This window comes from Trujillonella endophytica, assembly GCF_900110555.1.
Taxonomy (GTDB): domain Bacteria; phylum Actinomycetota; class Actinomycetes; order Mycobacteriales; family Geodermatophilaceae; genus Trujillonella; species Trujillonella endophytica.
In genome coordinates, this window is sequence record NZ_FOEE01000002.1 from 412,025 (window position 1) to 427,330 (window position 15,306).

Genomic DNA, 15,306 nt, shown 5'->3' on the forward strand with positions numbered 1-15,306 from the left:
CGACTGGCCGCCATGAATTCCGGCCCGGTCGACGCCGCCGACTTCGCCGCGGCGCTGCGCCAGTACGCCGCCGGGGTCGCGCTGATGACCGTGCGGGACGGCATCGACGACGTCGGCACCACCGTCACCTCGGTGACCAGCGTGTCCGCCGTCCCGCCGCTGGTCGCCGTCGGCCTGACCGCGCAGGGGTACCCGCGGGAGGTGCTGGAGGACGTCGGCCGCTGCGCGCTGACCGTCCTCGCCGCGGACCAGGCGATCCTGGCCAGCCGGTTCTCCTCCGCGGGGCGGCCCAGCGCGCGGCACCTGCTGGAGTCCGTGCCGTGGCACCGCGCGCCCGACAGCGCCGCGATCGTGCTCGACGGCGGGCTGGTCGGCCTGGACTGCCGACTGGACCGCGTGGTCGAGGCCGGCGACCACGTGCTCGCGCTGCTGGAGGTGGTCGGCGTCCCGGTGCCCCCCGGCGACGGCGATCCGCTGCTGCGTTTCCGCGGTCGCTACCTGGGCCCGCCGGCGTCCTGACGGGGCATTTCGCGTTCGGGGGTCCCCGGGGAGGGTGCCTTTCGGGCGCGAGACCCTCCTCGCGCAACGGCACCGACACCCCGCGGGGATAGCGTGCGGGGGCCATGACTTCGCAGCCCGCTCCCGCCCACGCCCTGCGCCGCGCGCTCGCCCGCGCCGAGCGGGGGGTCCCGCTCGACGCCGCCGAGGCCGAAGCACTGCTCTCCGCCCGCGGCCTGGCCGAGGGCGACCCCCTCGACCGGCTGCTCACCGCGGCCGCCCGCGTGCGCGACGCCGGGCTCGCCTCCGCTGGCCGGCCGGGCGTGGTGACCTACAGCCGCAAGGTGTTCATCCCGCTCACCCACCTGTGCCGCGACCGCTGCCACTACTGCACGTTCGTGACCACCCCGGGGCAGTTGCGCGCCGAGGGCAAGGCGCCGTTCCTCTCCCCCGACGAGGTGCTCGACATCGCCCGCCAGGGCGCGGCGCTGGGCTGCAAGGAGGCCCTGTTCACCCTCGGCGACCGCCCCGAGGCGCGCTGGCCGGTGGCCGCCGAGTGGCTGGAGGCGCACGGCTTCGACTCGACGCTGGGCTACCTGCGGGCGATGGCGATCCGGGTGCTGGAGGAGACGGGCCTGCTCCCTCACCTGAACCCCGGCGTGCTGTCGTGGGAGGAGATCCAGCGGCTGAAGCCGGTCTCGGCGTCGATGGGGATGATGCTGGAGACGACGGCGACCCGGCTGTGGTCGGAGCCCGGTGGCCCGCACTTCGGCAGCCCGGACAAGGAGCCCGCCGTCCGGCTGCGGGTGCTGGAGGACGCCGGCCGCTCCGCCGTCCCGTTCACCACCGGCGTGCTGCTCGGCATCGGCGAGGACACCGCCGAGCGGATCGAGGCCGTCCTGGCGATCCGCGCCGCGCAGCAGCGGCACGGGCACGTGCAGGAGGTGATCGTCCAGAACTTCCGCGCCAAGCCGCGGACGGCGATGGCCGCCGCCGAGGACCTGGAGCTGCAGGAGTACGTGGCCGCGGTCGCCGTCACCCGGCTGCTGCTCGGCCCGAAGGCGCACATCCAGGCGCCGCCGAACCTGTCGGACTCCACCGAGCTCGGGCTGCTGCTGCGGGCCGGCGTCGACGACTGGGGCGGCGTCAGCCCGCTCACGCCCGACCACGTGAACCCCGAGCGGCCCTGGCCGAACATCGAGAAGCTGGCCGCCCTGTCCGCCGACGCCGGGTTCACCCTGCGCGAGCGGCTCGCCGCCCAGCCGCCGTACGTCACGTCGCCCGAGCCGTGGCTGGACCCGCGGGTGCGCCCGCACGTGGCCGCGCTCGCCGGGCCGGACGGCCTCGCGGTCGAGGGGCGGAACCCCGTCGGCCTGCCGTGGCAGGAGCCGGACGAGGCCTGGGTGGTGACCGGCCCGGGAACCGGCCGCACCGACCTGCACGTCGAGGTCGACACCGTGGGCCGCACCGGCGACCGGCGCAGCGACTTCGACGCCGTCTACGGCGACTGGGCCGAGCTGCGGGACCGGACGACGTCCGCCCGTGACGGGCACTCCACCGCCATAGCCGCGGGCGATCCGGAGGTGCACGCAGCGCTCGCGCACGCCGAGCGCGACCCGGCGGGACTGTCGGACGCGGAGTACCTGGCACTGCTGGGCGCGGACGGGCGGGACCTGGAGGCGCTGGCGGCCCTCGCCGACGCCGTCCGCCGCGACGTCAACGGCGACGACGTCACCTACGTCGTGAACCGGAACATCAACTTCACCAACGTCTGCTACACCGGCTGCCGGTTCTGCGCGTTCGCCCAGCGGCGCACCGACGCCGACGCCTACACGCTGTCGCTGTCCGAGGTCGGCGAGCGCGTGGACCGTGCCTGGGCCGCGGGCGCCACCGAGATCTGCATGCAGGGCGGCATCCACCCCGACCTGCCCGGCACCGCGTACCTGGACCTGGCGCGCGAGGTGAAGCGCCGGCAGCCCGGCATCCACCTGCACGCGTTCTCACCGATGGAGATCGTCAACGGGTCGGCGCGCACCGGGCTGTCGTTCGCCGACTTCCTCACCGCGGCCAAGGAGGCCGGGCTCGACTCCGTGCCGGGCACGGCGGCGGAGATCCTGGACGACGACGTCCGCTGGGTGCTGACCAAGGGCAAGCTGCCGGCCGCGACCTGGGTGGAGATCATCTCCACCGCGCACCGCGTCGGCATCCCGACGACCTCGACGATGATGTACGGCCACGTCGACACCCCCGCGCACTGGGTGGCGCACCTGCGCACCCTGGCCGGCATCCAGGACGAGACAGGCGGCTTCACCGAGTTCGTGCTGCTCCCGTTCGTGCACCACAACGCGCCGATCTACCTGGCCGGCGTCGCCCGCCCGGGGCCGACGGTGCGGGAGAACCGGGCGATCCACGCGGTGGCCCGGCTGCTGCTGCACGGACGGATTCCCAACATCCAGACCTCGTGGGTGAAGCTCGCGGAGGCCGGCACGAAGGCGGTGCTGCAGGGCGGCGTCAACGACCTCGGCGGCACGCTGATGGAGGAGACGATCAGCCGGATGGCGGGCAGCGAGAACGGCTCGCTCAAGACCATCGCCGAACTCGAGGCGATCGCCGCCTCGATCGGCCGGCCGGCCCGCCAGCGCACCACCGAGTACGGGACGCCGTCCGCCGAACGGCTGGCCACGGCCCGCTCCGACGAGGGCCGCCGCAACCTCAGCCTCTCGATCACCCCGGCCTGAGGCCGCCGTCGGATCCGGCGGGCCGGACCGCGAGGTCGAGGTTGCCGTCGTCTGGCTGCACACGCTCACCCGCCAGTTGGCTACACTGGGAACATGAAGCGGATGGGGCCGACAAAGCAGCAGGACCTGCAGGCCCTCGCGGGAAACCTGCTGCGGACTGCGCGGGCGAAGGCCGGCGTGTCACAGGCGCGACTAGCCCAGTTGGCCGGAATGCCGCGGTCGACGGTGGAGCGGATCGAGGCCGGCACCCGGCAGCCGTCTCTGCCCACCCTCGGCAAGTTGCTGGCCGCGTTGGATCTGGACCTGCGACCGCGCCTCGAGCCTTATGACGATCATGACGATGTCCTGAACGCGAACTCTGCGTCGATGACACCGGACCAGCGCGCAGCCACCGATGCCCGGCACGAGGCGCTCGTGGCACTGGTGGACGCCGGCCGGATTGCGTCGGCGTGACGCAGGCCGGCGAGGCCTTCGACGCGTGGCCCATCCTGGCGGTCCTGGAGCGGCACGGGATGGAGTTCGTGGTGGTGGGGGGCTACGCGGCACGGATGCACGGTGCGCAGCGACCGACGCGCGATGTAGACGTGACCCCGAGGACGACACGAGAGAACCTCGGCCGGCTGGCACCCGCGCTCGAGGAACTGGACGCCCGGATCCGGTCCGAGGCCGATCCCGCCGGGTTTCCGTTCGCGGTGACCGGGGAGTCGCTGGCCGATGTCCGCATGCTGAACCTGCAGACCCGTCATGGGGAGCTCGATCTGACCGTTCGCCCGGCCGCATTCGAGGGTGGCTATGACGACCTGCTCGATCGGTCCCGGGTGCTCGCTCGGGGGGATCCAGGTGCGCGTCGCGGCGCTGGAGGACGTCATCCGGTCCAAGGAGACCGCCGCCAGGGAGCAGGACGTTCCGCGCCCTGCCGGAGCTGTATCGGTTGGCTGGGTCGACAGCGCAACGGGCGGTGGCCATTCCCGAGCCGCCATCGGCGGGGGTGACCAGGCGCCGCGACGCGGTACTGAGTCCGGCCGAACGGATCTCTGCGGCGCGACGACTGGCGACGCAGCGCAGGGATCGCGATGGGGAGCCGAGCGACGGGGAAGTGCCCGAGTAGGAGGACGACCCGGTCGCGTAGCGGCCAACGCCGGACAGTCGCGAGGCCGACGACGCTCGGCCGGCGCGGAAGTAGTGATCCCGTTTCAAGCCTTCGCCGAGCGGGTGGACCGCGCCTGAGCCGCCGGGGCTACCGAGATCTGCATGCAGGGCGGCATCCACCCCGACCTGCCCGGCACCGCGTACCTGGACCTGGCGCGCGAGATGAAGCGCCGACAGCCCGGCATCCACCTGCACGCGTTCTCGCCGATGGAGATCGTCAACGGGTCGGCGCGCACCGGCCTGTCGTTCGCCGACTTCCTCACCGCGGCCAAGGAGGCCGGGCTCGACTCCGTGCCGGGCACGGCGGCGGAGATCCTGGACGACGACGTCCGCTGGGCTGACCAAGGGCAAGCTGCCGGCCGCGACCTGGGTGGAGATCATCTCCACCGCGCACCGCGTTGGCATCCCGACGACCTCGACGATGACGTACGGCCACGTCGACACCCCGGCGCACTGGTTCAACCACCGACGCCTGCACGGCGAGATCAGCCTCATTCCCCCGGTCGAGCACGAGGAGCTCTTCTACCCGCACAGCACCGCGGCGACTCCGTCGCCGCGTTCGTTCCGAGCCTCCACTGAACCCGGGACGACACAAGGGGGACTGCTGCACGAGTAGGTGACAGGTCGGGTCAGGACGCTCACAACGTCGTCGCGGAACTCCTTGGGGTAGGGCTTGGGCACGATCAACATCCGTCCAGCGGCACCCTCGGCACCACAGATCAGATGTCACCTGCTCGTGCAGCAGTCCCGCACGATGGCGGCGTTGGCTTAAATGCAGGCACAGCTTGCGTCTCGGGCTGACGGATCAAATGGATTACACGACCGTTGAGGCCGTCACCGGAATCGATTCGTATGGCCCGGAAACCAACGAGTTAATCAGTTCAGCGCTTCCACCAATAAGTGTGGAGTCCATGTCGAAGCTGGTGGCCAGAAACCACTCTTTCCCCTCAGGCCAACTCATATCCGGCAGCACCCTGAAGTGTGTACCGGCCGCGGAATAGCCGGACTGTCCGTACTCATAAATCGAACTCCTCACGAGCAGGAACTCGCGATCGGGCCCGATTCGGAACAGCGGTTGACCAGAGGATTGGAGGTCGGATACCCAAGAGTAAATGCTCGAAAACGCCGAATAACACGCCTCTGGTGTGGTCGTATGGCTGGCGAGACGCTCGAAAACTGCGTCAGCCTCATCTTCAGTGAGGCAGCCGATTCGCGGTTCTGCCGCCAAGTCGAACGAGCCGTGCTGAATGGCATAGCTTTGCACAAGTCCCTTCCAAGACACATCACCCTCGAGCTCGCGGTGCGCCGCTTCCGCCACTTCTGCCCAGCGAAGGGTCCTCGCTGACCCATCAGTCGCCTCGATCGGATGAAGGATGCGGAGATACGACTCATAGACCGGAGGCACCCAGTGAGCCACCGTCATACTCTGCTGGTCCAGTGATTCTGCTATCCACTCAGCAGCCGAGAAGCGCGAAACCGCACCCATGGATGGGTGGAGGTTAGCCCTCCCCCGTCGCTTTGACTGCATCAGGTCACGCCTCCGTCTAAAGCGGGTTGCAGTTGGTGACATTACCGTAGGTCCTAGTAGTTGCATAGGCGGGAGCGGGGTGATGCCACGGATCGACGAAAAATCTTAGGGTCACGAGACTCATGTACAAACCGTTCACACAGGGCGCCGATGCAGTGAAGAGCTTAGTTCTGTCGCGACCGCCATAGGCTGAGACGGATCCACCAACTCTGACCCACCCGGTGCCTTGCAGTTTATAGAGATTAATGAACACGACCCTGTAGGCCCTGTCCGAGCAACGCGTTGTTGAGCGGGCGTTGATTCGGTTTAGCCCCTGCTCCCGGGCGTGCGTCGAAACCGAGATGCGATCAGCCGTGACCGTGCATGTAACTGTGTGTCGTCCGTCCAAGTCGTAGCTAAGATTTGGATCACTTGGGTAGACATAGGCGTTGGCGTTCCCTCCGTACACCGGGTCAAGGCTCGAGAAGCGGCCAGCCGCGGGCACATACAGACGTGCCCCCATAAGCACAAGACCGCCTACTCCACTTCCATCCCGCTGATATGCACCGAGCCAGCCGTAGCGGGACTGAGTGGTGCTGGCCGCGGGCGCGGTGCGGGTCTGGCCGTATTCGGTGGTCTCAGTGACGGCCATGTCAGTCGGTGCCACCGCGGTGGCGGGCGCTGTGGCGATGATGTCGCCGTGCAGGTTGGCCAGCTGGACCTGCACCGCGGCGCCAGCGGTGGTGCTGTCGGTGACGATCGCTGCGAGCCCGCCGAAGCCGGTGATGTTGCGGGTCACCGAGTTGTCGGTCTCCGTGACGAGGGCGGGGTTGTCGTCGTCGCCGGTGTAGCGGCTCACTGTCCGCAGAGCCACGCCGAGGGTGGTCGTGTCGGTATCCGTCCGCACTGTGCGCCGCGCGGCGGCGTCCAGCCCGAACACCGAGGTGCCGGTGCCCTGCGTCAGCGCCGCGACAAGGTCGTCGGCGTAGTAGTCGATGCCGACGTCGCCACCCTGGTCGACCGCGTCGATTGAGGGCAGCGTGCGCGTGCGACCGAAGGCGTCATAGCGCAGCGCGGCTCGCTGGCTGCCCGCTGGGCCCAGCAGCCGGTCAGCAGTGTCGTATCCGTAGGCGTCCGACGCCGGGATGCTCGCCGGACAGGTGCCAGCCGGCGCCCCCGCAGTAGCCGACTGAGCCAGGCCCGTCCGATTGCTATTGACGTCGAACGCGTAGCTGCGGGTACACGACGGCCCCGTAGGTAGCCTGTTGCCGTCCAGTGCGGTGGTGTCGGTGGCGCTGGTGAGCCGGCCCATGCCGTCGTAGCCGTAGCGGGTGGTTCGGTCGACTCCGGTCGCCGTCACCAACCGATAGCTCGCCACCTGACCGAAGGCGGTGAAGGCCGCCGTCGACCGCAGCCACTCGACACTGGCGCCGTCCGACCCGGCCCGGTGGTAGCTCAAACTCGTCGCCGCCCCGTCGGCGCCGCGAATTGTTGTGGCGGTGAACCCGCCCGGCGACGACTCCCGCACCAGCGCTCCGTCGGCCCCGTAGCGCGCGGCGAACGTGCCAACCTCGGTGACGTCGATGCTGGTGGGCAGGCTGCGCTCACCAGCACCGCCATAGCCGATCGTCCGGGTGCCCGCCTCGTTGCTGACCGTGCCAAGCCGGCCCACCGAGTCGTACGTAGATGTCGTGGTAAGACCGGTGCCGTCGGTATAGGAGGTGACTCGGCCGTAGGCGTCGTAGGTGCGGTCGATCGGTCCGGTGCCCTGGGCGACGTCGCCACCGACGGTGCCGTCGGGGTTGAGCACTCGGGTCAGCGCCACCAGGCCGGCCGCCGTGTAGGTGGTCTCGACCGTCGGACGCGACTGGCCAGCCTCGAGGCCGGTGGCGGTGATCGAGCTGCGACGAGCTCTGCCGACGGAGTCGTAGGCGGTGTCGGACGTGCGGGTGACACCCGGCCCCGTCTCTACGACCCGGGTGGGGTTGCCGTACACGTCGTAGGCGGCGACCCACTTGGTGAGCAGTGCGGCCCCGGATGACGGGGCGCCGCCGGGCAGGGTCTTGCAGACCATGCCCGCCCAGGCCACGTTGGCGCACTGCCCGTCGGCGTTGTTCGCGGCGTAGTACCGGGTCAACGTGGTCGCCGCCGTGGTGGTGCTCATGCCCCCCGACGGCAGGGTGCTCGTCACGGTTCGACCGAGCTCGTCGACGGTCTGCCGGGTGACGATCTCCGCGCCTCCGCCCATGGACACGCGAGTCGCCGTCGGCGTGCCGAACTTCCAAGCGTTGGCGTCGCCGTACTCCAGCACGGTGGTCCGCTGACCGTCCCAGGCCGGCAGGTTGGCCTCGGTACCGACCGAGTTCGCCGGCAGCGCAGAGCTGATGTGTACGGCGTCGACAATCGTGCGCACGGGGAGGTGCCGGCTGACCCCGGGGCTCGGATGGCCCGCGCCGGCACCGTTGTCGTACTCGGTCGCCGTCCTCGAGCGAACACTGACCGGCTGACCGCCGGAGGCAGGGACCACCCAGTGCGCCGGCCCGTAGGAGCGCAGGAGGTCCATACCGTCATCGGAGTAGACGTTCAGACTGTCCAGCAGCCGGGCTTGCGCGGCTTCAGCTGTCGCATTTGCGGCGGCCAGAGCTCGGTCCCGGTTCCCCGCGGTGAGTGACCGGACCACATGGCCGTGGCCCTTCGCGTCGTACTCGGTGGAGTTGATGCGCCAGGCCGGCGCCTGGTCCAGGCCGGTGTCCTGGTCGATGGTGCCGCCGAAGCTCGCGGTGTTGACCGTGCGGCCGTTGACGTCCAGCGCGAACAGCTGGGCGCCACGCCACTGTGTGTCGGTCGGGGTCGCGTCCGGCACGGTGTCGGGGCCGAAGACCGCCGTCATGTCCGTGGGCGTGACCGGCTGACCCCAGCGGCCGACCTCGGCCGCGGTCAGGTTGGGCAGCGCGCTGGTGCCGTTGCGGGGGACGTCGTAGCGCACGCTCGTCCGCTGGGCCGCCAGGCCGGTGTCGGGCTGGTCGTCCACCGTGGCGCTGACCAGCCGTGGCAGCGGCTGGCTGTCATAGCCCAAGGTCCACATCGCCGTTCCACCGGCCGGCGTGATGGTCTCCAGCCGTCCGTCGCTGCGGTAGGTGTAACCGACCGACAGCCCGGATCGTGGGTCGGTGACCGAGGCCAGTCGACCTCCGCCGTTGTAGGCGTAGGAGGCCAGCACGATCGTCTGCTGGCCCACCGGGGTGTCGCCGGTGACCAGGCCACCGGACGCAGCGGCGGCACCGTGCGCCCACAGCCGAACCGACTGCAGCCGCTCAGCAGCGCCGGTACCGGTGTAGACGAACTCGAGCGCCCGGCAGCCCACCGTCTGGGTCGGCGCCGGCGCAGTACAAGTGGCGCCCGCATCGGTCGGCGCCAGCAGCCACTGCGGGTTCCCTGCCGCGGTGTACAGGATGGTGGTGACCGCGGGCGCCAGGTCCGCGCCGTTGGCGCCCTTGCCGCGGATGGCCTCGACCTTCTCGACCTGGAACTGGGCTCCGTTGGAGTGCCCGGCCAGGCCGTCGGCGCGGCGGAAGTTGACCTTGTCGCCGTCGAGGTCGGTGAGGACGTAGCTCGCCGCGGTGCCGTTGCCGCCGGCGGCGAAGGTGAGGGTGAATCCGCTGGTGCTGTCCTCACCCTCGGCCACGTAGGTGTCGACGTCGGCGGGGGCGGCGGACTTGCGGACGAACGGCATCTGGGTGCCGTCGCCGCGGGTGACGAGCACGGTGTCGGTTCGGTCGGTGAGGCCGGGGTAGTCCGCACCGGCCTCGTCCACGGCCAGCGACAGGCCCCAGCCCGGGCCGAGGGGACCGGCGCGGTCAGGAGCGTTGGAGGCGAAGCTCCGGGTCGCGGCCAGACCACCGTGGGGGGCGCTGATGTCGGCGTCCCGGCCCACAACCGCGTAGGCACCGGTCAGCAGGCCGACCGTCCCCGGCCCGGCGGGCGCTGTCGAATTCGCCCCGGACAAGCCGGCGCGGTCGACGGTGATCTGGGTGACCGCGCTGCAGCGCACCGACTGGCCGCTGTCGGTCGCAAGGAAGCAGGCCCGAACCTGAGCCAGCCCGTCGGCCGGGATGCTCGCGGTGGCGTTCCAGGTATAGGTCGCCGACACCTTGGTGGCGCCGTCGGTGGTGACCGGCAACCAGCTGCCCGACACCGCGCTCTCATCGGGCATCCGCAGCGTCGCAGCGTCGACGCTGGTCCAGCCACCCGACACGGTCAGGGTGTACGGGCGCCACTCGAAACGCACGGCGTCGTACTCGGCGCCACCGCGGACCGGCACGGTGCCCTTCAGCTGGGTGCGGGCCTGTGTCACCCGCTGGTACTGGGTCGGGTGCGTCAGCGTCCCGGCGCCGGTGGCGGCTTGCGACGTCGCGGAGTCGTAGACGATGTTGCCGCCTTGGAAGTCACTACGGCCGCCACCGGCTACCGAGACGGGGTCACCCGTCGGGAAGCCCAACCAACCGGCCTCCCAGCCGGTGGCTGCCCACGCACTGCGGATCGCACCCTGGACGTCGTGTGCCCCGGTCGTCGGTGACCAGAATATCGATCCGTTTCCGGCGAAGTGGTTGTAGCAGCCGCCGTTCTGGCAGTGCTCGTCGGAAGTAGGGAACCCCAGATACGACTGCTGCCAGCCCAGCGCCGCCCATCGGTCCCGGATCGCGCCCTTCACCACAAACGTGCCCGCGGCCGAGGCGTAGATCGATCCGCCCTGGAAGTGGCTGTACCAGCCTCCCGAGACGGAGGTGATGTCACTGACCGGGAACCCCAAGTAGGAGTTCTCCCAGCCCAGCGACGCCCACTTGTCCGGATCGACCCCGTGACCGTGAAGACACCGGTGGCGGGGTGGGCGAAGACCGACCCGTTCTGGAAGTGCTGGTGAAAGCCCCCGGACTGGCTCACCATCTCCGCCGTCGGAAAACCCAGCCATGAGTTCTCCCACCCCAGGCTGGCCCACTTGTCCCGGATCGCGCCGGAAATCGCGTGCGCGCCGGTGGACGGCGATGCATAGATCGAGCCGCCCTCGAAGTGGTTGAACGACCCCCCGTTGACCCCGGTCTGACCGGTCACCGGCAGCCCCAGCCAGCTGTTCGGGCCGCCCATCGCGTAGTACCGGTCGCGAATGGCGCCGCAAACGAGACTGCCGTCGAACTGGTCGCAGTTGCCGTCGTAGGTGAACGACAGCGTCGGAGGAGCCGTCCCCTGATAGCCCGATGAGAACTTCTTCCAGCCGTACGAGTCGGTGTCGCTGCTCGCGGTCACCGCCAAGGGCATGTCTGGCCCGCGCCCATTGCGGAGATCGGCGTAGGACTGCAGCGTGCCGGTGACGTTGAAGTTGACCCAGTTCGCTGGGCAGGAGGAGTTGTGACCGTATGCGACGTTCGCATTGGCCACGATGTTTCCGATCCACGGCCGGGTGTTCCAGGTGACCCAAGGCTCCCAGTAGCCGGCATCGCGGATGTCCACCCACCGCGGCGAGAACGAATAGGAGTGCATCTCCCACAGCGACAGCGTCGCCGACTGGACGACCCGATCCTGCGCCGCCTCGACATCGAAGAGCAGGAGCGCAATGTTCTTCTGTCCCCCGCCGTTCCAGGTGCCCACTGGCAGCTCAGCGGATCCCACTTGTGGGGTGTTTGCGATGTTGCTCTGCACGTACGTGCTGTCCCAGGCACCGATGGAGTGCGTCGGGTCGATCGTCACCGGGTAGACGGTGTCGGCGGCTGTGAGGAACGACCGCGGTGGAGTCAGCACCAGCGTGGCGTCCGCTTGCGCGCTGCCCGCACCCTCGACGTCCAGGCCGATGTCCCGAACCACCGCCGGCCCCCCGCTGGCCGCATCGGTACGCGCGTCCCACATCACCGGAGGCAGGGCTGCGCCGACCGCGTCACCGCTAGCGTCGACCAGCTGCAGATCGCCGCCATCGCCCTCTTCGACGGTAACACCCTCGGAGGCGATGTCGAACGCAAGGGACTGCAGCTCGCTCAGCGTGGCCGCGCTAGGGCGGGAGTTGACGATCAGATGCTGCTGGAAGCCCACTCGGGTCGCGGTCAGGACGAGGTCGACGTCCGGGAAGACGTCCCGATAGGTCGCTGTGTCGCCGTTCAGCTCCGGCTCCGGGAGCTCCTCCGGCCACGTCAGGCTGAGGCGGGCGTCGTCGTCTCCGATGGTCGCCATCGGGACGTCGCCGCCCGGCGAGAAGACGATCTCTCCAGTCACAGCGACAGGCTCGACGCCGTCCTCGGTGACACGCAGGGTGGTGTCCACGTCCACCCAATCGCCATCGGCCTCGGTCCGTACCGGTGCTGCGGCGCTCTCCACCCGTACCGACCCGTCGGGCTGCGCCCAACGGATCGACGTCTCGGTCGTCTCCGAGGGAACCTCCACCGGCGACCCGGTGCGCGCCGCCTCCATCAGCGCCACGCTCTCCTCGTCCAGCGGAATCGGCGATTGATCGACACTCGTGTCCACCGCCGGAGGCGGCGGCCCCATCACCTCGGCGACCTCCGCCAGCACCTCAGGCGAATCTGCAACGAACGCGGGGTCGGCCCACAGCTCCGGAGGGAGCACGGCCGGCTCCTCGGGCGCCACGACGCCTGATGGCACTGGCACCGGGTCGTCGGAGACGCCGTCCACGGCGCTGGAGGGCAGCGCCGGTACCGGCGTGACAGGTACGGCCTGCGCCGGCACCGCATCCAAAATGGTGACCGCAAGGAGCGCGCTCAGGACGACACCGACTGCTCCCCTCGAACGCCAGGGACGAACAAGACTGAAGGCAGAGCGGGCACGCACGCGAACTCCTGACCGAAGCACGAGACGACGGACCGGCAGCGCGGCAGTCGCCCAACTGGGCGTCGGCAGCCTGACGTGCGTCTGGCCGGCAGCAACGATTCTGGTACGTGTCGTTACTGCAACGTGATAACTAAGAGTTAACGAAGAATTTCGTTCCGCTACCGGCCGCAACGGTGCCGTTGTCGCAGCAGCGGTGCCGTACCAGGGAAAACACACGAGCGGCATGGTCGAGTGCGAACCCCTGCTCGGCCGCGCCGCTCGAAGGCGGTCGCCGCGTCAGCAGAAGACGTCGTCGCCGTCCGGGTAGTCGGAATAGTCGGAGAAGTCGCCATAGATGCCGACGTCGCGGAGTTGCTCCTCCAGGCTGGGCCCACCCGAGCCGCTCGCGACGAGGCCGGCCGTCGTCGCGACCACGGCGATCACGGCGGTAAGGACGAGGGTCCACAGTTGCGCCGGGGCGAGGCGCCGGCGCTGCACGGGGCGTCCCCCTGCTGGGCGGCGGCCGGGGTCGGCGGCGGCGCCCGCCGGAGGCGGGGACGGTGCGCGGGGTTCCGTACCCAGAAAGTGGCGTGGGCCGGGTGGTAGTCATGGTCGTGCTCCTCCCTGCGGGGTCGTGCGGTCCCGGTGGGCGGCGGTCACACGGCGGCGGGCTCGGCGACGGGTGCGGCTTCGGCGGCCTGCCCGTGCTCGACCGCCGGCTGCGGGCGGCCGAACAGGTAGCCCTGCGCGTGCGAGCAGGCCAGCTCACCGAGGACGGCGCGCTGCTCCGGCGTCTCGACGCCCTCCGCGACGACCTCCAGGTGGAGGCTGCGGGCGAGCTCGATGATCGAGGCGACCAGCGTGGTCGAGCGGCCGCCGGAGTCGAGGTCCTGCACGAAGCTGCGGTCGATCTTGATGATGTCGGCCGGCAGCCGGCGCAGGTAGGACAGGCTCGAGTAGCCGGTGCCGAAGTCGTCGATGGCGATCCGGACGCCGAGGCGGCGCAGCGCCTGCAGCTGGTCGACGACGAGGTCGACGTCCCGGACGAGCACGCCCTCGGTGACCTCCAGCGTCAGCTGGCGGGCCGGCAGGCCGGTCCGGGCGAGCACGTCGGAGACGGTGCCGACGACGTCGTCGTCGGCGAGCTGCTTGGGCGACAGGTTGACGGCCATGCCGATCGGCCGATCGGCCTCGGCCGACCAGACCACGGCCTGGCGGGCGGCGTGCTCGAGCACCCAGCGGCCGATCTCCACGATCAGGCCGCCCTCCTCGGCCAGCGGGATGAACTCGACCGGAGGGATGAGCCCCCGCTCGGGGTGCTCCCAGCGCAGCAGCGCCTCGTAGCCGGTGGTGGAACCGTCGGACAGCACGATGGTGGGCTGGTAGTGCACCCGCAGCTGGCCACCGGAGACGGCGCCCCCGAGGTCCTCGAGCAGCCGCGCCTTCTCCCCGGCCGCCTGCGCCATGCCGTCGGCGTAGTGGACGAGCCGGTTCTTGCCCAGCGCCTTGGCCATGTACATCGCCAGGTCGGCGTTGCGCAGCAGGACACCGGCGTCCCGCTCGGGCGCGGTGCCGGTGCCCGCGGCACCGATGCTCACGTGCGGGACGAGCGGGCGGCCGTCGACGATCATCGGGTCGGCGAGGGCCACGAGCATCCGCTGCCCGACCGCGGTGGCGATCTCGGGCCCGCCGGCGACGACGACGGCGAACTCGTCGCCGCCGATGCGCGCGACCTGGTCGCCCGGGCGCAGGCAGCCCGACAGCCGACGCGCGATGCCGGTCAGCAGCACGTCACCGGCCGCGTGGCCGCGGGAGTCGTTGACGTCCTTGAAGTCGTCCAGGTCGAGGAACAGCATGCTGACCTCGCCCGAGGAGCGGGCCAGCAGCCGGTCGGTGGTCTCCATCAGCAGGGTGCGGTTGGCCAGCCCGGTGAGCGGGTCGCGCAGCCCCTGCTGCTCGTTGAGCCGCCACGCGGCCAGGTGCGCCATGCTCGCGGCGAGCACGAAGCCGGCGTGGATCCCGGCCCAGACCCAGGGCTGGTGATACGCCGACTCGTGCCCGAAGACCGAGTGCGGCCGCAACGTGCCGAGCACGCCGTGGTGCGCGGTGACGACCAGCAGGGCGATGCCGAAGGGCACCCAGTCCTGGTACAGCGAGACCAGGCCGATGACGACGAAGAAGTGGAAGTGCGCCTCGGTCTGGCCGTCCATGAGGTAGACCAGCAGCACCGACGCGGTGAGCAGGCTCAGCGTGGCGGCTCCGGCGCGCAGCTGGCGGCCGGCCCCGGGCAGCAGCGCGAAGGCCAGCGGGTAGGCGACGGCACCCGCCTCCAGGGTGGCGGCCAGGGCCCCCTCGCCGAGCGCCAGGGCCAGCACGCCGAGGGCCACCGCCTGCACGACGGCGACCATGAGCACGATGCGGTGCCGGCGGCGCCAGACGTCGTGGGGCAGCACGCGCCCCTCGGGAAGGACGGCCGCGAGGCGTCCGGGCAGTGTCAGGCTCACACCGCCCCATCGGCGCGGGCCCGGTGCTCCTGGCGCGCTCTGCCACGGAGCTCACCCGGCGGGGTGAGGAGCGCACGACGCCCGCGGTGGCGCCGGGACG

The 15,306-nt window shown here is 70.5% G+C and carries 10 protein-coding genes; 5 read left to right on the forward strand and 5 right to left on the reverse strand.

From position 1 onward, the window contains the following. Positions 1-12: 12 nt before the first annotated feature. From BMY88_RS04895 to BMY88_RS04915, 5 genes are all read left to right on the forward strand, one after another. On the forward strand, positions 13-519 hold the full coding sequence (locus tag BMY88_RS04895; protein ID WP_091940704.1) for a flavin reductase family protein: 507 nt from the start codon (positions 13-15) through the stop codon (positions 517-519). A gap of 104 nt (positions 520-623) precedes the next feature. Further along, positions 624-3,236 (forward strand): bifunctional FO biosynthesis protein CofGH, encoded by a 2,613-nt coding sequence (locus tag BMY88_RS04900; RefSeq protein WP_091940706.1) that lies wholly within the window; start codon positions 624-626, stop codon positions 3,234-3,236. A gap of 93 nt (positions 3,237-3,329) precedes the next feature. Next, positions 3,330-3,689 (forward strand): helix-turn-helix transcriptional regulator, encoded by a 360-nt coding sequence (locus BMY88_RS04905; RefSeq protein ID WP_091940709.1) that lies wholly within the window; start codon positions 3,330-3,332, stop codon positions 3,687-3,689. After that, the gene (locus BMY88_RS04910) at positions 3,686-4,228 is read left to right on the forward strand and encodes a hypothetical protein (protein WP_091940712.1); all 543 of its coding nucleotides are present in this window, start codon (positions 3,686-3,688) and stop codon (positions 4,226-4,228) included. The genes BMY88_RS04905 and BMY88_RS04910 overlap by 4 nt, the downstream gene beginning before the upstream one ends. 259 nt (positions 4,229-4,487) lie before the next feature. Then, positions 4,488-4,964 (forward strand): hypothetical protein, encoded by a 477-nt coding sequence (locus BMY88_RS04915; RefSeq protein ID WP_244524450.1) that lies wholly within the window; start codon positions 4,488-4,490, stop codon positions 4,962-4,964. Positions 4,965-5,199: 235 nt separating this feature from the next. Here the strand turns inward: BMY88_RS04915 and BMY88_RS04920 are convergent, their stop codons facing one another. From BMY88_RS04920 to BMY88_RS04940, 5 genes are all read right to left on the reverse strand, one after another. After that, complete coding sequence (locus tag BMY88_RS04920) at positions 5,200-5,871, reverse strand: hypothetical protein (protein ID WP_139220405.1); 672 nt, start codon at positions 5,869-5,871, stop codon at positions 5,200-5,202. 58 nt (positions 5,872-5,929) lie between these two features. Continuing rightward, positions 5,930-10,702 carry an RHS repeat-associated core domain-containing protein gene (locus tag BMY88_RS04925; RefSeq protein ID WP_170860971.1) on the reverse strand — a complete coding sequence of 1,591 codons (4,773 nt, stop codon included), beginning with the start codon at positions 10,700-10,702 and terminating at the stop codon, positions 5,930-5,932. Next, positions 10,600-12,723: a DNRLRE domain-containing protein gene (locus BMY88_RS04930; protein WP_139220406.1), complete on the reverse strand. Its 2,124-nt coding sequence runs from the start codon at positions 12,721-12,723 to the stop codon at positions 10,600-10,602. The genes BMY88_RS04925 and BMY88_RS04930 overlap by 103 nt, the downstream gene beginning before the upstream one ends. A 276-nt stretch (positions 12,724-12,999) precedes the next feature. Then, positions 13,000-13,200, reverse strand: a complete 201-nt coding sequence (locus BMY88_RS04935; protein WP_091940725.1) for a hypothetical protein — start codon at positions 13,198-13,200, stop codon at positions 13,000-13,002. A gap of 158 nt (positions 13,201-13,358) precedes the next feature. Next, on the reverse strand, positions 13,359-15,206 hold the full coding sequence (locus tag BMY88_RS04940) for a putative bifunctional diguanylate cyclase/phosphodiesterase (RefSeq protein WP_244524451.1): 1,848 nt from the start codon (positions 15,204-15,206) through the stop codon (positions 13,359-13,361). Positions 15,207-15,306: the final 100 nt, after the last annotated feature.